Annotated in this window: 18 protein-coding genes and 1 tRNA gene; 15 read left to right on the top strand and 4 right to left on the bottom strand. The window is 56.0% G+C overall.

Annotated elements, in window-relative coordinates; genetic code table 11:
• Positions 1–209 precede the first annotated feature (209 nt).
• The 3 genes from fdxA (at position 210) to IT971_RS18235 (ending at position 2,242) form a co-directional block, all read left to right on the top strand.
• Positions 210–545 carry a ferredoxin FdxA gene (gene fdxA / locus IT971_RS18245; protein WP_007090191.1) on the top strand — a complete coding sequence of 112 codons (336 nt, stop codon included), beginning with the start codon at positions 210–212 and terminating at the stop codon, positions 543–545.
• A 297-nt stretch (positions 546–842) separates the two neighbouring features.
• Positions 843–1,343: a CarD family transcriptional regulator gene (locus tag IT971_RS18240; RefSeq protein ID WP_007090190.1), complete on the top strand. Its 501-nt coding sequence runs from the start codon at positions 843–845 to the stop codon at positions 1,341–1,343.
• A gap of 92 nt (positions 1,344–1,435) precedes the next feature.
• Positions 1,436–2,242 (top strand): hypothetical protein, encoded by an 807-nt coding sequence (locus tag IT971_RS18235; RefSeq protein WP_065701792.1) that lies wholly within the window; start codon positions 1,436–1,438, stop codon positions 2,240–2,242.
• A 62-nt stretch (positions 2,243–2,304) separates the two neighbouring features.
• On the opposite strand, the gene IT971_RS18230 is transcribed toward IT971_RS18235, so the two are convergent.
• Positions 2,305–3,786 carry a M48 family metalloprotease gene (locus tag IT971_RS18230; RefSeq protein ID WP_037987239.1) on the bottom strand — a complete coding sequence of 494 codons (1,482 nt, stop codon included), beginning with the start codon at positions 3,784–3,786 and terminating at the stop codon, positions 2,305–2,307.
• A gap of 155 nt (positions 3,787–3,941) precedes the next feature.
• Between IT971_RS18230 and IT971_RS18225 the strand changes: the two genes are divergently transcribed.
• From IT971_RS18225 to IT971_RS18210, 4 genes are all read left to right on the top strand, one after another.
• A complete protein-coding gene (locus IT971_RS18225; RefSeq protein WP_065701791.1) occupies positions 3,942–4,766 on the top strand; it encodes a hypothetical protein in 825 nt (274 codons plus the stop codon).
• 73 nt (positions 4,767–4,839) lie between these two features.
• On the top strand, positions 4,840–5,802 hold the full coding sequence (pip, locus tag IT971_RS18220) for a prolyl aminopeptidase (protein WP_139189976.1): 963 nt from the start codon (positions 4,840–4,842) through the stop codon (positions 5,800–5,802).
• 83 nt (positions 5,803–5,885) lie between these two features.
• The gene (locus tag IT971_RS18215; protein ID WP_007090185.1) at positions 5,886–6,410 is read left to right on the top strand and encodes an acyloxyacyl hydrolase; all 525 of its coding nucleotides are present in this window, start codon (positions 5,886–5,888) and stop codon (positions 6,408–6,410) included.
• Between the two features lie 142 nt (positions 6,411–6,552).
• Positions 6,553–6,629, top strand: a tRNA-Arg gene (locus IT971_RS18210).
• 11 nt (positions 6,630–6,640) lie between these two features.
• Here IT971_RS18210 and IT971_RS18205 read toward each other — a convergent pair.
• Both IT971_RS18205 and IT971_RS18200 read right to left on the bottom strand, forming a co-directional pair.
• On the bottom strand, positions 6,641–7,033 hold the full coding sequence (locus IT971_RS18205) for a GFA family protein (RefSeq protein WP_007090184.1): 393 nt from the start codon (positions 7,031–7,033) through the stop codon (positions 6,641–6,643).
• A 30-nt stretch (positions 7,034–7,063) separates the two neighbouring features.
• Positions 7,064–7,945: a LysR family transcriptional regulator gene (locus IT971_RS18200; RefSeq protein ID WP_065701789.1), complete on the bottom strand. Its 882-nt coding sequence runs from the start codon at positions 7,943–7,945 to the stop codon at positions 7,064–7,066.
• A 141-nt stretch (positions 7,946–8,086) separates the two neighbouring features.
• On the opposite strand from IT971_RS18200, the gene IT971_RS18195 reads away from it, so the two are divergent.
• The 6 genes from IT971_RS18195 (at position 8,087) to IT971_RS18170 (ending at position 14,441) form a co-directional block, all read left to right on the top strand.
• Positions 8,087–8,740, top strand: a complete 654-nt coding sequence (locus tag IT971_RS18195; RefSeq protein ID WP_065701788.1) for a hydrolase — start codon at positions 8,087–8,089, stop codon at positions 8,738–8,740.
• Between the two features lie 12 nt (positions 8,741–8,752).
• Positions 8,753–9,646, top strand: coding sequence for a hydrolase (locus IT971_RS18190; protein ID WP_196871089.1), 894 nt, complete (start codon positions 8,753–8,755; stop codon positions 9,644–9,646).
• A 104-nt stretch (positions 9,647–9,750) separates the two neighbouring features.
• Entirely contained in the window at positions 9,751–10,047 is a 297-nt protein-coding gene (locus IT971_RS18185) for a putative quinol monooxygenase (RefSeq protein WP_065701787.1), read from the top strand.
• 331 nt (positions 10,048–10,378) lie between these two features.
• Positions 10,379–11,536, top strand: a complete 1,158-nt coding sequence (locus tag IT971_RS18180; RefSeq protein WP_065702143.1) for a homogentisate 1,2-dioxygenase — start codon at positions 10,379–10,381, stop codon at positions 11,534–11,536.
• Positions 11,537–11,832: 296 nt separating this feature from the next.
• Positions 11,833–12,999 (top strand): hypothetical protein, encoded by a 1,167-nt coding sequence (locus tag IT971_RS18175; protein ID WP_065701786.1) that lies wholly within the window; start codon positions 11,833–11,835, stop codon positions 12,997–12,999.
• Positions 12,996–14,441, top strand: a complete 1,446-nt coding sequence (locus IT971_RS18170) for a hypothetical protein (protein ID WP_065701785.1) — start codon at positions 12,996–12,998, stop codon at positions 14,439–14,441. The genes IT971_RS18175 and IT971_RS18170 overlap by 4 nt, the downstream gene beginning before the upstream one ends.
• A 9-nt stretch (positions 14,442–14,450) precedes the next feature.
• Here the strand turns inward: IT971_RS18170 and gcvA are convergent, their stop codons facing one another.
• The gene (gene gcvA, locus IT971_RS18165; protein WP_007090180.1) at positions 14,451–15,356 is read right to left on the bottom strand and encodes a transcriptional regulator GcvA; all 906 of its coding nucleotides are present in this window, start codon (positions 15,354–15,356) and stop codon (positions 14,451–14,453) included.
• A 224-nt stretch (positions 15,357–15,580) separates the two neighbouring features.
• Here gcvA and IT971_RS18160 point away from each other — a divergent pair, with 224 nt between their 5' ends.
• Entirely contained in the window at positions 15,581–16,771 is a 1,191-nt protein-coding gene (locus IT971_RS18160) for an acyl-CoA dehydrogenase (protein WP_065701784.1), read from the top strand.
• Between the two features lie 75 nt (positions 16,772–16,846).
• Complete coding sequence (locus tag IT971_RS18155) at positions 16,847–18,070, top strand: CaiB/BaiF CoA-transferase family protein (RefSeq protein WP_065702142.1); 1,224 nt, start codon at positions 16,847–16,849, stop codon at positions 18,068–18,070.
• Positions 18,071–18,106: the final 36 nt, after the last annotated feature.

Genomic DNA, 18,106 nt, shown 5'->3' with positions numbered 1-18,106 from the left:
TTTCCCGCCAAAGCCGGTTTGAACGTCCGATGCGGTCTGTTTAACTGCGATATCGCAATGCACCGAAACGGCAATACTACTAAAAAAAATGGGATTTTATTGGAGTTGCACACAACCGCACTGCGTGATAACCCAATGCCCCGAGAGAGAACAAGGCCGAGCGCGGGCGCAGCCGCATCACGGCCTCGCAACCTGAACGGAGTTACACCATGACCTATGTGGTGACAGAAAACTGCATCAAGTGTAAGTATCAGGACTGCGTCGAGGTTTGCCCCGTCGATTGCTTCTATGAAGGTGAAAACTTCCTGGTTATTCACCCGGACGAATGCATTGATTGCGGTGTCTGCGAACCTGAATGTCCGGCCGAGGCCATTATTCCCGATACGGAACCGAATCTGGATAACTGGCTTGAGATCAACCGCAAATTCGCGGAAGTCTGGCCGAATATTACGCGCAAGGGTGATGCACCGGCCGATGCCGACGAATGGAATGGCAAGTCGGGCAAGACTGAATTGCTCAGCGAAGCACCGGGAACCGGTGATTGATAAAACGCGTTAAACGCTTGTAAAACCACTGTTTTTGCACCCTGATTTTATTGGCGCATGGCTGCATTGAGCCGGTCGCACGGAAAAAATCTGTGATAGGCCGGCTCTTTGTGTTATTGTGGGCAACTCGCGTTCAAGGGCTCGGCAGGCTCGCTCCGCGCAGTCGGATCTCCGCTATTATATCCTGTCAAAAACCGCGACTTCGCCAAAAGCATCGTCGTGTGCAGCTCTTCGTGTCGCTGGGTCTATAGTGTTACAGTTGAATGACCAGGCCTGTTTGGGCCGGAAGGAAGCTTGATGTCGGATAAGTTGCCCTTTGCTGTTGGCGATTACGTTGTTTACCCCGCACACGGTGTTGGCCGTGTTGATGGCCTGGAGACCCAGGAAATCGCGGGTCAGGAATTACGCCTTTACATCATCACTTTTGATTCGAGCCGCATGACCTTGCGCGTGCCGGTCAACAAGGTGGGTAACTCCGGGCTGCGCAAGCTGTCCTCGAAAAAACAGATGGACTCGGCGCTTATCACCCTTAAAGGCCGTGCGCGCGTCAAACGCACCATGTGGTCGCGCCGTGCGCAGGAATATGAGGCAAAGATCAATTCCGGTGACCCGGTTTCGATCGCCGAAGTGGTTCGTGACCTGCACCGCACCGCCACCCAGCCTGAACAGTCGTTCTCCGAACGCCAGATTTACGAAGCAGCGTTTGAACGCCTTGTTGATGAACTGGCCGCGATCGAAAAGATCGACAAGGACAAGGCTTCGGGCAAGCTTGAAAAACTGTTGCAGAAAGCTGCCTGATACGCCTGTACAGCTTTGTTATACAGAGACCTCTTTTTAAAAACCGGCCTACAAGGTAATCTTGGGCCGGTTTTGTTTATTTTGGGCACGTTATGGCGATGAGCGCAGTTCTGGCACCGATAAAACCGGCGGACAAAATATGGACCGTCGGGGCGATCAATGGCGATCTTGCCGCGCTGCAAGCCGTTCATGGCAAGCTTCGGGGCAAAATCACAGCCGGTGATCGCCTGATCTATCTTGGCAATTACTGGGGCGATGGCACGGCCGAGGCCGTATCGGGTGCTATCAATGAATTACTGCTGTTCCGGCGTTACTTCCTGGCGAAAGAAGGCGTTGATATTGCCGATATCGCCTTTTTGCGCGGTTCCACCGAAGAAATGCTGAGCAAACTGCAACAGATTCACTTTGCCCCGAACCCGGGCGAGGTATTCGACTGGATGCTGTCGCGCGGTATTGCCGGGACGCTGCGCGCCTATGGCTTTGATCCGTCGCATACCCAATCGCTGATGCGGCAGGGGGCGCATGCGATTTCGCAATGGACCGGCCAGTTTGGCGAAGCATTTCGTCGCAGGCCTGGTCACAGTTCGCTTTTGTCGGACCTGAAGCACGCGGCCTATGCCACGGATGGCTCGTTGATCTTTGTGCATGCCGGGCTTGATGCGTCGCGTCCGCTGACCGGACAGACCGATACCTTCTGGTGGGGCGGGTCGATGTTTGAAAGCATCACGGATCGTTATTACGATTGCCGCCGGATCGTGCGGGGATCTGCCTTGGCCAATCTTGGCCTTCAGGAACGCGAATTTACCCTGTCGATTGACGGCGGGGCAGGGCGCGGTGGCCCATTGATCGCGGTTGCGATCGGGCGCGACGGCAGGATTGTCGATCAGATCGAAAGCTGATTTTTCAGGGTATTCGATACCAAAAGGGGCAGCAAACCGGATTTGCTGCCCCTTTGTTCTGGTTAGTCGATGACAACCTTGACCATCGAATTGGTTGCCGGTGGCTGCCCGGGTTCAAGCCCGTTCAGTACGGCAAAGGTTTCGGCCGGTTCACGTGATACCGCCATCTGGCCGACAAAGGTCGAAAGATCATATTCCGGGTTCACGGCGCGCACCTTGATGCGCAGCGGATGGTATTTCTGCTGCTCTTCGCGGGTCAGTGGGCGAAAGCTGTATGTTGTGCGGCGAAGTGCAACGTTATAGGCATCAACCTGATCAAGCGGCATGATGAACAGGAACTGATAGGCGTTATCGCCGTGCCGGATGACAACCACCCGAAGGCGCGCCTTGCCACCGGAATTCAGGTTGACATCGGCATATCCGGTGGCGGCTTCCTGACCGTTGATATCGATTTTTTCGATATTGGTGATGGCGATCTTGCTGGAAAAACCGCGCGCCAGATATTGATCAAGCGCGACACCCTTGGCCTTTGGTGCGCCTTCAAACACGATCTGTGCGCCGCCCTCATCCTGTGCAATCACCGCATCGGGCTGGTTGATCATCGAAAATCCGTCGGGCACCTCGAACCGGAAATCAAGCGGCACATGGATAAACGACGTTCCACGGACATAACCGTTATCAGGGCCGTCACCGTAAATAATCCCGTCAATGGCGCGCATATAGCGGACACTGCCGACTTCGGGATTTGCGACCGGTGTAACATTGGCGGCCTTGTGGGCCTGTTCGATGCGGTCAACGGTGCGCGGGTGGGTGGCCATGAAATCAAACTGATCGATTTCATCGGGCGACCGGCCTGCCAGTTTTGCCTGAAGGCGCGAATGGGCGCGCAGTTTTTTCAGGAATGACGCCATGCCTTCGGGGTCGTATCCGGCGCGCGTGATGTAACGCACGCCCAGCATGTCGGCTTCGAATTCATGTTCGCGCGAAAACGACTTCAGATAGGCGTTCGCGCCGACACCGACGATATCGCCGGCCCCATTGCCAAGGGCCGCCGAAAGGCCACCGGCCAGAATCTGGGTCAGGACACCGCGGCTGTAACGCTGGGCGGAATGGCGTGCAACGACATGGCCGATTTCATGGGCGAGAACCCCGGCAAGCTCCGCCTCGTTCGAGGCAAGCGAAGCCAGTCCGCGCGTGATGTAAACATAGCCGCCCGGTAAGGCAAAGGCGTTGATCACGGGTGAATCAAGGACGGTGAAGGTAAACTTCTCGTCGGGGGCTTCGGAAACCGCCACCAGCTTGTTGCCGATTTCGGTCACATAGGCCTCTATATTCTTCTCGTCATAATCGCCGCCAAATTCGCGCACGATTTTCGGATGTTCTTCCGCGCCGACCTGTTTTTCCTGATCGGGGGACATAAAGGCGGTAAAGCTGTCCTCGCCGGTCGCGCGGTTGGTCGAACAGCCCGCAAGGGTTGCCACCAGACCCAGCGCGCCAAGGGCGGTTGCCAATCGTCTTGTCTTGCGATGAAAAAGCCAGCTCATTGAAGTCTTTCCTCTTGTGCCCGCGATGCGTATCCTTTGCCGGAACCGCAATTTTATCCCTTACGATGTGGTAGCGCGTGTTGGCTTGCCAATCAATATCTCGCAACAATCAAACCTATTCGCAAAAATCGGGAAATTTTGCGGCGATCTGCCGTATGTCGCTGTTTTTGTGTCTGATTGCCGGAATTCTGGCCTTTGGCATCCCGGCAAAGGCGGATCAATGGCTGTGCGGGCCGTCCTTTGGTTCCGTCAATGCTCGTGGAAGTGATGTCAGGTCGATACCGATCCGGTTGGCAAAGCCCGAAACCGTCGATGCGCTGATTGCGACCTCCCGGCCAGATATCCTTTGGCGGCTGGCCGATGTCGCCTTTGTTCCTGAATTCGAGGATGCGGCTTTAAGTGCCATGCAAAACGGGTCTTCTGCCATCACCGATCTTGTTGCCTATGATCAAACGCCCGATTTCGCCGGGCGGCATCTGGCCGATATGCGGGATGGTTTTGGTAAACTCTGGCAGGAAAAGCTGCTTGAAACAGGGCTTGTGATGCTTTTGCCCGAAACAGGCCGTCCGATTGATGCTTGGCTTGCGGCCGAGCAATCGGCCATGTCGCAGCAAATCGGGCTTTGGGCACCGGGCCAGAGCCCGGCTTATCATTATGCCGGGTCCTCGGAAATTGATGGTGATCTTCCCGATGCGGCGCGGGCCGTCGGAAGATTTGCCGTAATTGATGGCATCCTTCAACGCATCGAAGACCGCGAATGGCGCAGCTACCTTAATTTTGGTTCCGACTGGCGCAACGATTTCACCGTGATGGTCGATCGCGATCTGCGCGATGCGATCAAAACGGCCGGACAGCATATGGAAGACTGGATTGGCGATAAAATCCGTGTGCGCGGCATGATCGAAGATCGCGGCGGACCGTACCTGGAACTGACCAATCCGGCGTCCCTATGTGTGGAACAGTCTGTCGGTCAACCGTAAACGGCTTTGGACTTGTCCAATTACACTCTGGACGTGTAGAAGAATGAACCGCTAGATTCCAAGAGGCTCCCCAATGCTTTATCCCGAGATCGAACCTGCTTATTCCGGCTGGCTGGAACGGCCCGACGGGCATGCGATCTATTGGGAGGAAGTCGGCAATCCCGACGGCATTCCGGTGATTTTCCTGCATGGCGGGCCCGGCGGTGGGATATCGCCCAAGTCGCGCCGCTTCTTTGATCCCGAAAAATACCGGGTGATCCTGCATGACCAGCGCGGTGCCGGTAAATCCCGCCCGTTCGGCAGCCTTGAAAACAATACCACCGACCATCTGATTGGCGATATCGAAGCGCTCCGTCAGGATCGCGGCATTGATAAATGGCTGGTGTTTGGCGGGTCATGGGGGTCAACGCTGGCGCTTGCCTATGGGCAGGCCCACCCGGAACAGGTGCTTGGTTTTGTTCTGCGCGGGATATTCCTGTGCCGGGATCGGGAAATCGACTGGTTCATGGATGGCATGGGCAAATTCTTTGCCGAGGCCGAGAAAAAATTCCTCGCCGCTGTCGGGTTTGATCGCAACCCCGGAAGTGCTGCCCTGCTGGATCGCTATGGCGATGTCTTTGCCGGCAGGGACGGCGAAGCTGCCGCGGTTGCAGCGGCGCGCGCATGGTCCGGGTTCGAGGCGACCTGCTGCACGTTGCTGCCCGATGATGGCTTGGTCGCGGATTTCGAAGGTGACGGGATCGCATTGGCGCTGGCGCGGCTTGAACATCATTATTTCGTCAATAAGGGGTTCTTTGCCCCTGACCAGCTTCTTCGGAATATGGATCGAATCCGTCATCTGCCGGCCCGCATTGTTCAGGGCCGCTATGACGTTGTCTGTCCGCCGGTTTCCGCGTTTGAGCTGCACGCGCAATGGCCGGGTGCTGAAATGAATATCGTTGAGGATGCCGGTCACGCGGCAAGTGAACCGGGGATCGTGCGCGAACTTGTGCGTGCCACGAATTCCTTTAATGGCACCGGCTTTGATAAAAATTAAAACAGTCGTGTCATTGTTTTGTTGTTTATATCATACGGTTGGGTAGTATATGCCCAAATTTATCCTAGAGGGGACTTAGGTTAATGCGGTTGGTTTTGGGGAAAATCCTGGCCCTGCTTTTGGTCGCAGGATTTGCAGGTGCGGCAAACGCGCAGCAGTTTCTTGGCAATAACAATGACAGCGGCCTGCTGGAATTCTCGACCGGTATGGTCGATATCACGCAGGATGAAGAAGCCGCTGAATTCCGTCTTGATTACCGTTTCCAGCACGCGATGTTTGGCGTTCTGCGCCCGATCACCGGCGTGATGGTCACCAGCGACAAGGCAGCACACGGTTATGGCGGTCTGGCGATGGATGTGCTGTGGGGCGATCACTTCGTTTCCAGCATCTATACCTCGGTCGGAGCCTACCATCAGGGTGACGGCGAAGACCTTGGTCACTGGATCGAATTCCGTTCCGGTCTTGAGCTCGGCTTCCGCTTTGACAGCCGCGAACGTCTGAGCCTCGGTATCGCCCACATTTCGAACGCCAGCATCGGCGACGAAAACCCGGGCACGGAAATCCTGTCTCTGACCTATGCCATTCCGATCGACGCGATCTTTGAGTGATCCGACGTTCCGGAACGCCGCTTCAAGCCCTGCATTTTGCGGGGCTTTTTGCTTTTCTGGCCATGGTACGACATATTTGCGGCGCTGGCGGATTGATCGCAGCTATCGAAGCTGCTAATTGAATGCCTCTTGCCGATAAAGTGCGCCCGTAGCTCAGCAGGATAGAGCACCAGATTCCTAATCTGGGGGCCACAGGTTCGAATCCTGTCGGGCGCACCATTTCTGTTCCCCTATTCCTCCGAACGATCCGTGCCTTCCCGGTCCCGCTCATAGTGTTTCGCAAGCGGAAATTCCGGCAGCCACCCCTCGCGGCGAATGGTCCAAAGCTCGTAGGTGGGCTTTAACTGATCGGGCGCGTCGAGCGACCCGATATTCACTTCGATCTCGTCCCCGCTATGGCCGAAAACCGATGATCCGCAGGTCGGGCAGAAATAGCGCCCCTGATAATCACGCACGTCGCCTTCGACCGTTACCGCGTTCTTTGGATAAACCGCCGACGCGTGAAAAAGCGTGCCATGGTGTTTCCGGCAATCAAGGCAATGACACAGGCCAACCCGGTACGGCTTTCCCGTTGCCACAAGCCGGACTTTGCCGCATAGGCAGCCACCGGTGATTTTATCCATAGGTTTCTCCCTTGCTGCGAGCTGTTGCATTCAGGCGATGCACGAGACTGATCCGAAATGTTCGATCAGCAATTCGGTCAATGCGCGGACTTTCCGGTCGGGATGCTGTGATGGCGGGCGGACAACGTACATTCCCGCCATTGGAATAGGATAACGTTGCATCACGCGAACCAGCGCCCCCGATGCAATATGTCCGGCGATAAGGCCATCCGGAAGGTAGGCGACGCCAAGTCCGGCAAGGGCTGCGGCGACAAGTGCGGTTCCGTTGTCTGCTTTGAAGCGCCCCTGCGGGCGAACCGTGATGACCTTGTCACCATCCATAAGCTGCCATGCCTCATTTCCCTTCATAAGAGCCTGATGGGATTGCAATTCTTCCGGCGTATCGGGCGCGCCATGTTCTTTGATATAGGCCGGGCTTGCGACAACCGTTCCGTAAATCGGGCCAACACGCCGTGCGATCAGGTTTGAATCTTCAAGAAATCCGAGGCGTATCGCGCAGTCAAATCCTCCCGATATGAGATCGACGACCTGATCGCTGTAACACGTATGGAGATGAAGCAGCGGATGGCGCACAGCCAATTCCGCCAGCACCGGAGCAAAGTGATCTGGCCCAAAGGAAAGCGGCACCGAAACGCGCAGCACGCCACATAGCTGACCCGAGGGTAATAGCACTTCTCTGGCCGAATTAATCTCGGCGCAGGCTTTGGCCGCATGGTCCCGGAACATGGCCCCGGCCTCGGTCAAAGAAGCCCCGCGTGTTGTGCGCGTCAGAAGCTGGATACCCAGTTCGGCTTCAAGCCGGATCAGCCGCCGACTAACGACGGATTTGGACACGCCAAGCCGCCGTGCGGCAGGTGAAACACCACCAGCATCAGCAACTTCTACAAAAGTCTGTAAATCATCTAAATCCAATTTAGCGTCCCTGATTTTGCGACACTGCGTAGCAAACTTGGTCGGTAGTGCAACCCTGACCGGTATGACAGTTTTGGCAGTGCAGCAACCGAAAAGAAGCCTTTCGGTAAACCACCTTCAATATGGCAGCAAAGGATCGTCATGACTTTTCGCAATGGCCTCGATTCGCTTCTTCGCCCCGAAGATTCGGTGCTCGTTCTTATCGATCACCAGCCCTATCAGCTTGCAAACCTGAACAGTCACGATCCCCATATGGTGATCAACAATACAGCAGGGTTGTCAAAGGTTGCCAAGGCGTTTGGTGTGCCAACCATCCTGACAACCGTGATTGCCGCCCAAGGCGGTCGTCTTTTCCCGCAGATTACCGATGTCTTCCCCGGGCAAGAAATCATTGATCGGACATTGATCAACACTTGGCAGGACCAGAAAGTGGTCGATGCGGTCAAGGAAACCGGGCGCAGGCAGCTGATCATTGCCGGTCTTTGGACCGAAGTCTGTGTCGCGATGCCAACCATACAGGCGCTTGGCGAAGGCTGGGATGTGACTGTGGTGACCGATGCCTGTGGCGGTGTTTCGGTCGAGGCGCATCAGGTCGCGATCCAGCGCATGATTGCTGCCGGGGCAAATATGATGACCTGGCTGGCCGTTGCATCCGAATGGCAACGCGACTGGGCCCGGACCGAACATATTGTCGAGCTGGCAGAGATACTCAAGGACCACGCCGGCGCAAGCGGTAGTGCTTTCCTGTGGGAACAGCAATTGCTTAACACGCCGGTAACAGACACCCGGGGCTGATCCGGGGCGGGGATGACGAATGCCCCCGCAAAGCTGGCTTTTGGCCTGTTTCGTCATCCCCACTTTTGTTTCCGCCGCCTGACCGGTGATCAGTTTAACGGGCATTGCCGACGCATCGAACTTCATTCCGCTGGCCATCGATTGGCAGGACCACGCCCGCAGTCATGGCTGCAATCTGCCGAAATCGTGAAGGGGCTGCGCGCTACCCCATTCACCAAAAGCGGGCTTTGCCCAAACAGAAGCGCGTTTTTAACCAAGGAAAGGACCTGCCAGATGGCAAGCGAGAAAATCCGTAATCCCCATACCGACCAACTTCTGACGCCGCAAAATTCGGCCCTGATCGTCATTGATTATCAGCCGATCCAGGTGTCTTCGATCCGTTCGATGCCCCGCGAAGAACTGGTCTTCAACATCACCAGTGTTGCCAAGGCTGCGGTCAATTACGACCTGCCGATCGTTCATTCGACCGTCAATGTCGAAACCGGTCGCAACAAGCCACCGATTCAGGAACTTCAGGACGTGCTTGGGCATTTGCCGACCTATGATCGTACCTCGATCAACAGCTGGGAGGACACAGGGTTCAAGGAAGCCGTCAAGGAAATCGGGCGTCCTAAACTGATCATGACCGCCCTTTGGACCGAGGCCTGCCTGACCTTTCCGGCACTTGATGCCATTCAGGAAGGTTATGAAATCTATGTACCGGTTGATGCGGTTGGCGGTACGTCGCTTGCCGCCCACGAAGCTGCACTTCGTCGTATGGAGCAGGCCGGGGTGAAGCTTATCAGCCGTGTGCAAATGTATTGCGAACTCCAGCGGGACTGGGCGCGCGAGGCAACGGTTCCCGGTTTCATGGGCGTTTTTGACAATTTTGACGGTTTCAACGTCGAAAAGGCGACCGAGAAATAAATAGGCCAAAGCGTCTGTTAAGGCATCTGTCAAAAACGGTTGGCAAACGATGGCGGCGACCAGAAACCTGTTCGTCGCCATTCGATCAAGGAGAAAATCAGTAAATGAGCAACCTGTTTATCGTCGTCGGGCTGAAGGCCAAGGCGGGAAAAGAGGACGAACTGCGTCGCGATCTGGCGGAAGTCGTCGAACCATCGCGCAAAGAAGACGGCAATATCCGCTATGACCTGTTTGAAGATCGGGACGAGCCCGGATGCTTTGTGTTCGTTGAAGAATGGGAGTCGATGGAAGCACGTAGCAAACATCACGAACAGGGTCCCCACATTCAGCACTTTCACGCCAATGGTGTGCGCAATGTCGAAAAAACGGAATTCGCACGCCTGTTAAAACGGGTCGTCTGATACCACTTTGCCCCGTCCGAATGGTGGCAACAGGGGTGAAAGCATCGTGCATTTGACGTTGTTGCCACATCAACGACGTCAATATTCCGTCGGACAGCGCCTGGCTGCTTTCATCATTGCCTTCGCTGCCACCCGGTTTGGATATCGGAACGGGGGAATTGATGTTTCCCCTTTTGATGGAAAGCAGCGGATATCGCAGGACACATCTGAAAGTTGTACTTTTCCAAATGTATACCCGGCTTGAAAAGGTCTGCTGACCTGCACATATCCTTATATAACGGGCAAATCCGACAAGCCCTTTTATATGGCCGATCCGGCCGGGAGGTGTCAGGTGAAGAACTGGATTCGTCTTCCGAACAGCGAAGGCAATTGCGTTGCAGCGTCCAAGAATGCCGCAGGTTCAACAAATTCCCCATCCGTTACCGTTCATGAACGCGAAATAGGGCGTAACGGGTTCCTTGGGCCATCAGCACACATTTATCATAAACACCCACCGGCAGGCTGGGCTTCTTTCGAAGGGCCGCTTCGACCGCGGGCGTTCGATCTGAACAAGTTGGCCGCCGGGCCGGATTGCCCGTTGCAGGCGCGCCGTATTGTGCATAATGCCGTGATGGAAGTCCGCTATTGGCGGCTGGATGGCAAAATGCATGCGCTGGCGCGCAATGCCGATGGCGATACGCTTGCTTTTGTTCACAATGGCAGCGGCGCGCTTTATTGCGATTACGGCCACATGCCCTATCGTGATGGGGATTACATCCTGCTGCCGCGCGGCACGGCCTGGCGGTTCGAGGCAACCGATCCGTCCGAATTCCTGTTTATCGAGGCCACCAACGATGCCTTTGGCCTGCCAAACGACACCCAGTCGGCAGGTCATCCGTCGATCAACCCGACCAGTTTCGAAGTGCCGCGACTTGATGACAAATTCCGTGCCCAGCAGGACGAAGCCTATTGGGAAATTCACATCAAGCGTCGCAATGCAATTTCGACCCTGACCTATCCCTATAATCCGCTGGATGCGGTGGGCTGGCAGGGCGACCTGAGTGTCGTAAGGTTGAACTGGCGCGACTTGCGACAGGATCGTCAACCGGATCAGCCAGTGCCGCCCGCGGCACACAGCACCTTTGTCGCCAACCGGTTTGCCATTAGTACCTTTGTGCCGAAAATTGGCGAAGGTGAATCAGGGACGCTTCGCGTGCCGTTCTATCACTCGAACGAGGATTTCGACGAGTTCATCTTCTATCACCGGGGCGAGTTTTACAGCCGGGGCAATATCAAGCCCGGTATGGCAACCTTCCACCCCAGCGGTTTCCCGCATGGTCCGCATCCGTGTTCCTATCAGAAAACCATGATCAAGGTGCCGGTTGAAACCGACGAGGTGGCGGTGATGATCGACTGTGCCGACATGGTCAATATCGATGAAAGCATCCCCGATGGCGCGGAATGGAAGGCTTATGTCAATACCTGGGAAAAGGCGAAGGAAACACTTTGATGTTCGATCTGACCCCGGGCGCAGGGGGCAAAAGTTGTTTTGGGGCGGGTTTCTGCACTTTTGCGGTTATTGAGCATTGATCTTCCGGCCTGTTTGACCTATCCGAAGCGTTAAGGGTTTCATCAGCTTGTCCCGGTAACCTGCAAGTTCGCAAAACCGGTTCCTTTGTCGTGGACTGGCCTGCGCGTTAGTATAAGCTTGGCAGCGGTACCGATGGCGTGAGCTGAGAGCGCGAAAGGCCAAAAGCAGATGGACCGAAGAATAGATTAGTCGGGATGGGTTGATCAAAGCCGAGAATGACCAGACAGCAGCTTGCAAATAAAGGGGCAGGTAGTTCCCCCAAAATCGGTGCAGGGCAGCCCGATGCCTTGTCCTGTTTGCCCGCATCTTTTGCGTCGCGCGGCGTGCGGACACCATTCACGACCAAAAGCTTGCGCTATTCGCGCGTATTGATCGGCCAAAGCGGTCGCACGCTTGTCAGTCTTCCGGGGCTTTCGGGCGGGCTTGGCACCTATGAAATGCCGCTTGAAACCCTGCGCGAGGTTTTTGATCTGTCGGTTCATGACCGGATGCTGTTTGACCGGTTGATCACACTTGAAAAATTCACCCCGGAAATGGTGCGCGAGCATGCGCGCGCGGTGGCGGTGACTGGTGTTGGCGGTGTTGCGCTGGCTCGTGCCGGGATTACCGGCAACAAGGACGAAAAGGCCGCACGTGAACTGGGGCAACTGACGCTGCTTTATCAGGCGCTGCGCCAGCTTGGCGGTAATGACGTTCAGGACATGAAGCGCGAAGACCTGCTGACCATGGATGGTCAGATCAGGGCGCGCAAGGCGCTGAACCGTTTTGCGACATCGACCGGTTTGGAAAATGATTCGATCATCGATACCCTGGGTGACTGGAGCATCCTGAGCGCGCCGGTAGGCCTTGCGATAGAGGGGTGCGAAGGGCCGCTGCGTCATTTGACATTCGGTTTGCAGAAACTTGCCGGCGATGTCGAGGAATGGTCGATTTCCGAACAATCCGATTTCCGCTTTATGGCGACACGCGTGATCAATGCCGCCAGTGCCACCAAGGACCATGCCTTGCGGTTGCTGCGCAAGATTGATTTGTGGAACAATGAACTGGGCAAGGTCCTGCAAGACTGGGCCAAGGCCAAGGAAGATATGCAAAAGCATATTGACCGCTTGTGGTGGGTGCTTGACGGGTGGCAGGAGCTGATTGATCTGTGGCGGTCGCGTCCGCAACATGATCGGGTTCGGCAGCGTGAAATTGTCGAGGAAATCGCAAGTTTTGCGCCGGTCCTGCCGATCGAGGCACTAGAGAAAATTGAATATGAATTCTGGGTCGATGTCCGTGTTAACCAGATGTTGTGGGCGTCCGAGTTGCGCAAACTGGGCAGTGGTGAAATTGACGCCGACATGGTCGACCGGCTGGAGCGGTTCCGGAGGCAGTCGGCGTGAAGGTTGAAAATGCCGCTAATATGGGTGTTTCCCAGCTTGGTGATCTGTTTGAATCGCTGAGCAGTTCGGAAATTGCCCGCTTTACCCGCGCAATCGAAAGTGACCGCGCCGATCCCAAGCTGCCGTTGCCGCATGAACAGATTTTGCAAATCCTGCGCCCGCGTCTGGCGTCGCTGAAGCCTGAACGCTATCCGACGCCGATGCGCCAGTTCTGCGATCCTTTCGAAGATCTGCTGACTTCGGCACCACCGGTCGAGAAAAGTATCCGTATCAGCCGTTCATCCCTGATGCCGATCTGGAAGGTGGTCGAGGCCACGGGCGGCCCTGAAATGACCAAGGCGATTGCCGATATCGAAAAGGCGGCGGCCAAACGTGATCAGGATATGCTTGAGCAGGCAGAACGCCGGATGTGGAAGCTGGCGTCGGTGTGCATTGCGCAGGAAATCGAAAATTCGCTGAACGGGGTCAAGACCGAACGCGCATTGGCAACGCGGCTTGGTTCGCGCAGCCATCTTCCCGCATTCGAGCAGATCGGCAAAATCCTGAATGTTGGCGAAGAAATCACTGCGATGCGCAAACGGTTCCCATCGGCCCCGATCAGAAGTCTGGGCACGGCCGATATCAGTTGGCTGCGCGACCGGTTTGTTGAGATTTCCGAAGAAAAACCGGGATACGAGCCGGTTTACCTTTTGGCTGTTCTGGCCCGGCTGCTTCGGCCAAGCGAACTTTTCAAACTGATCCGCGTGCTATCAAGCAAGGCCGATGACCGAACGATTTCCAGCACCAATCTTGCGACCACCGGTGATCTGATCATTGATCTTCTGGCGGAAACCGTGATCGAGATCGAACAGGGGGTCGGTGCGGGCAAGGGCGAACATCACATCCTGTCGCTTGCGCGCTGGTATGCGTCGGAATTTACCCGCATCACGCGTGAATTTAACATCCGCAAGGATGGCCGCTGGGGCGAGAAGCTTCTGGAAACGCGCCGTCGGGTGTCCAAGGCGATGGCCAATACCATGTTTGGTGCCAGCCCTGATCGCATCATCGATGCCCTGCCGCAGATCGAAACCAAGCAGGGCCCGGGGTCCGGCCGGCAGGGTGTGCGCCCGATTTTTGCCCAGCCCTTTGACGAGGAAAAGGTTCTGGCCGCTGAACAATCAGCCGAGGCGATTGCCGAAACCGCGCGCATTTCGCATGTTCTGGCCGCGCAAAGTTCGGCGACAAAGGCGGTGGTGGAGCTCAAGAAAAAGCTTAACCAGATCGGGCGTGCCGGGGTGGATGGCATGGGGCGGCTTGATGCCGACGAACTGGATAATGCCCAGCGCAACATGATGGCGATTGTCCGGCTGCTTGAAATCATCGATGGTCCCGAAGAAGCCGATCTTCTGCGCCGTCGCGGCATGAATGCACTGCGCGCGCTTGAAGGCAGAAAGGCAAGTTGAGCCTGCCTTTTATGCCGTCAGTTCTTCCTGTTTTTTGCGCTGATCAAGCCAGGTCATGAAAGCCCGGATTTTCGGATTGCGTGACCGGCCGACCGGGCTTGTCGCGTAATAATGAAACGGGCTTGCGCGTGGCGGGCCAAAGGGGGCAACGATCCGGCCATTGGCCAATTCATCCTCGATCGCGAATGTCGGCAGCAACGCCACCCCAAGGCCTGCGATGGCGGCTTGCATCGCCATGGTGAAATGTTCGAACTTCGGACCGTTTTCCCCATCAATATCGGTAAGGTCACTCGCTGCCAGCCAGTCGCTCCATCCGCGGGGGCGGGTGGCTATGTGTAAAAGTGAATAATCACGAAGATTATTTGGTTTTGGTGAGTAATCCAGATTCTCGATCAGCTTCGGGCTGCAGATCGGGACCATTTCCTCGCCATGCAGCAAATGCGCATCCAGCCCGGGCCAGTTTCCATCGCCAAACAGCACCGCAATGTCGATCTGTTCACGGTCAAAATCGGGAATGCCGATCCGTGAAATGAAGTTGATGACGATATCGGGATGGCGGCCGCGAAAATCGGGCAGCAACGGGATCAGGCAGCGCGACCCGAAAGTCGGCGGGGCGGCGATGGTCAAAACCCCGCCCTCGGCTCCGCCAGACAGGAATGTCAGGGTGGCGGTTTCAAGCTGATCCAGCGCCGGGCGGATTGCCTGTAAATAACTTTCGCCTTCGACTGTCAGGACGAGGCGCTGCTTCTGGCGGGCAAACAGTTTGCAGCCCAGCCAGTCTTCAAGCCCCTGTATCTGGCGGCTGACGGCACTTTGCGTCAGGTAAAGCTCCTCGGCGGCGCGTGATGCGCTGCCAAAGCGGGCGGTCTGCTCAAAACAACTCAGCGCTTTAAGGCTCGGGATGCGGCGGCTCATGATCTGATTGCTCGAAATATGGCGATATTTGCGCTTTATCTGGGCTTGTTGTCGCTAGTTTATGAGTTTTACGCATAAACTATATCCGATTTATCATTTGCAAGCTTGCCTGCCAATCCCTAGCTTTAGCCCAGAAGCGATAAGCTTTCAGGGATGATGCCGTCTCGCCCTTCTATGGCGTCATCCCTGCTTTGGTTTCAAAAATTTCATAAGGGATCAGGACGATGGCAAGCCGCGCACCTTTTCACTGGGAAGACCCGCTGATGATTGAAGATCAGCTGAGCGAAGAAGAACGCATGATCCGTGACGCGGCGCGCGCCTATTGTCAGGAAAACCTTCAGACCCGTGTTCTCGAAGCCAACCGGCACGAGATTTTCCATCGCGAAATCATGACCGAGATGGGCGAACTTGGCCTGCTTGGCCCGACCATCCCCGAAGAATACGGCGGACCGGGTGTCAACCATGTGGCCTATGGCCTTGTCGCGCGCGAAGTCGAACGCGTCGATAGCGGTTATCGTTCGGCGATGTCGGTGCAAAGCTCGCTTGTGATGCATCCGATCTATGCCTATGGCAGCGAAGAACAGCGCAAGAAATACCTTCCGAAACTGGCGACCGGTGAATGGGTTGGCTGTTTTGGTTTGACCGAGCCGGACCACGGGTCCGATCCGGGCGGCATGAAAACCCGCGCCCGCAAGGCCGACGGCGGTTTCACCCTGTCGGGATCGAAAATGTGGATCACCAACAGCCCGATCGCCGATGTGTTTGTCGTCTGGGGCAAGGATGACGAAGGTGTCATTCGCGGTTTCATCCTTGAAAAAGGCATGAAGGGCCTGAGCGCGCCAAAGATCGAAGGCAAGTTTTCGCTGCGTGCGTCGATCACCGGTGAAATCGTGATGGATAACGTCTTTGTCCCGGCGGAAAACATGTTGCCCAATGCCAAGGGCCTTGGCGGGCCGTTCGGTTGCCTGAACAAGGCACGTTACGGCATTGCATGGGGGGCGATGGGGGCTGCTGAATTCTGCTGGCATGCGGCACGTCAATATACCCTTGATCGCAAACAGTTCGGTCGTCCGCTGGCCGCCAATCAGCTGATCCAGCTGAAACTGGCAAACATGCAGACCGAAATCACCCTTGGTCTTCAGGGCGCGCTTCAGCTGGGCCGTTTGCTGGATGCAGAAAAAGCCGCACCGGAAGCCATTTCCCTGATGAAGCGTAATAACTGCGGCAAGGCGCTTGATATCGCGCGTGTTGCCCGTGACATGCATGGCGGCAACGGCATTGCCGATGAATTCCATGTCATCCGCCATGTGATGAACCTTGAAGCGGTCAATACCTATGAAGGTACGCATGATGTGCATGCCCTGATCCTTGGACGTGCCCAGACCGGCATTCAGGCGTTCAGCGCCGAGGGCTGAGGACTTCGATTACGGGCGGCACCGATCTTTGGTGTCGCCCTTTTTCCTTTTTGATGACGATCCCGGGATGGAATGATGACCAGCGCGCTTTCTGGACTTCGTGTGCTTGATCTTTCGCGTGTCTTGGCGGGGCCTTGGGCCAGCCAGACACTGGCCGATATGGGTGCCGAGGTGATCAAGATCGAACGTCCGGGTGCGGGCGACGACACGCGTGGCTGGGGGCCGCCCTATGCCAAGGACGTTACAGGTAAAGATACCAGCGAGGCGGCCTATTACCTGTCGGCCAATCGCGGCAAAAAGTCGCTGACGATTGATATGACCAAGCCCGAGGGGCAGGAAATCCTGCATAAACTTGCCGCTGAATGCGACGTGGTGATCGAGAATTTCAAGGTCGGCGGGCTTGCCAAATATCGGCTGGATTACGCATCACTGTCGGAAATCAATCCAAAGATCGTCTATTGTTCGATCACCGGTTTTGGGCAGGATGGCCCCTATAAGGACCGGCCGGGTTATGATTTCATGATCCAGGCCATGGGCGGGCTTATGAGCATTACCGGCGCACCCGATCAGGAACCGGGCGGCCAGCCGATGAAGGTTGGTGTGGCGGTTGCCGATATCTTTACCGGGCTTTATGCGACGATTGGCATCCTTGCCGCCCTTCGCCACCGTGATGCGACGGGCGAGGGACAGCATGTCGATCTGGCTCTGCTGGATGTTCAGACCGCGATCCTTGCCAATCAGGCGATGAATTACCTGACGACGGGCAAGGCGCCTGGGCGGCTTGGCAATGCGCATCCCAATATCGTGCCCTACGAAGCTTTCCCGACGGCGGATGGTTACATCATCCTTGCGGTCGGCAATGACAGCCAGTTCAGAAGCTTTTGCCACGTTGCCGGGATCGGGCATTTGCCCGATGACGCACGATATGCCACCAACCGGTCCCGGGTCGCCAACCGCGAAACGCTGGTGCCGCAAATTCGTCAGGCGATGGTGATGAAAACCACCGATGACTGGATCGCCATTCTGGAAACCGCAAATGTACCATGCGGTCCGATCAATACGCTGGATCGGGTGTTTGATAACCCGCAGGTCAAACATCGCGATACGGTGCGATATCTTGATCATCCAACCGCGGGCAAGGTGCCCACAGTTGCCAATCCGATCAAATTTTCCAAAACGCCAATTGCCGGTGAAACCGCGCCGCCGATGCTGGGCCAGCATAGCGATGACATCCTGCGTCAGGTGGCGGATCTGAGCGACGCGCAGATTGCCAAATTGCGCGCCAGTGGAATTATCTGATCAAGAAATGATCTGATAATTTCGCGTTTTGACCTG

It is taken from the genome of Thalassospira sp. B30-1 (assembly GCF_015767575.1).
Lineage (GTDB): Bacteria > Pseudomonadota > Alphaproteobacteria > Rhodospirillales > Thalassospiraceae > Thalassospira > Thalassospira xiamenensis.
The sequence above is the reverse complement of the archived record's forward strand: the minus strand, read 5'-3'. Positions and strand labels throughout refer to the sequence as shown.

What these genes read in the sequence shown, in the direction of transcription:
- fdxA (WP_007090191.1), top strand. Translation starts at nt 210, where the DNA reads ATGACCTATGTGGTGACAGAAAACTGCATCAAGTGTAAGTATCAGGAC.
- IT971_RS18240 (WP_007090190.1), top strand. Translation starts at nt 843, where the DNA reads ATGTCGGATAAGTTGCCCTTTGCTGTTGGCGATTACGTTGTTTACCCC.
- IT971_RS18235 (WP_065701792.1), top strand. Translation starts at nt 1,436, where the DNA reads ATGGCGATGAGCGCAGTTCTGGCACCGATAAAACCGGCGGACAAAATA.
- IT971_RS18230 (WP_037987239.1), bottom strand. Translation starts at nt 3,786, where the DNA reads ATGAGCTGGCTTTTTCATCGCAAGACAAGACGATTGGCAACCGCCCTT.
- IT971_RS18225 (WP_065701791.1), top strand. Translation starts at nt 3,942, where the DNA reads ATGTCGCTGTTTTTGTGTCTGATTGCCGGAATTCTGGCCTTTGGCATC.
- pip (WP_139189976.1), top strand. Translation starts at nt 4,840, where the DNA reads ATGCTTTATCCCGAGATCGAACCTGCTTATTCCGGCTGGCTGGAACGG.
- IT971_RS18215 (WP_007090185.1), top strand. Translation starts at nt 5,886, where the DNA reads ATGCGGTTGGTTTTGGGGAAAATCCTGGCCCTGCTTTTGGTCGCAGGA.
- IT971_RS18205 (WP_007090184.1), bottom strand. Translation starts at nt 7,033, where the DNA reads ATGGATAAAATCACCGGTGGCTGCCTATGCGGCAAAGTCCGGCTTGTG.
- IT971_RS18195 (WP_065701788.1), top strand. Translation starts at nt 8,087, where the DNA reads ATGACTTTTCGCAATGGCCTCGATTCGCTTCTTCGCCCCGAAGATTCG.
- IT971_RS18190 (WP_196871089.1), top strand. Translation starts at nt 8,753, where the DNA reads ATGACGAATGCCCCCGCAAAGCTGGCTTTTGGCCTGTTTCGTCATCCC.
- IT971_RS18185 (WP_065701787.1), top strand. Translation starts at nt 9,751, where the DNA reads ATGAGCAACCTGTTTATCGTCGTCGGGCTGAAGGCCAAGGCGGGAAAA.
- IT971_RS18175 (WP_065701786.1), top strand. Translation starts at nt 11,833, where the DNA reads ATGACCAGACAGCAGCTTGCAAATAAAGGGGCAGGTAGTTCCCCCAAA.
- gcvA (WP_007090180.1), bottom strand. Translation starts at nt 15,356, where the DNA reads ATGAGCCGCCGCATCCCGAGCCTTAAAGCGCTGAGTTGTTTTGAGCAG.
- IT971_RS18160 (WP_065701784.1), top strand. Translation starts at nt 15,581, where the DNA reads ATGGCAAGCCGCGCACCTTTTCACTGGGAAGACCCGCTGATGATTGAA.
- IT971_RS18155 (WP_065702142.1), top strand. Translation starts at nt 16,847, where the DNA reads ATGACCAGCGCGCTTTCTGGACTTCGTGTGCTTGATCTTTCGCGTGTC.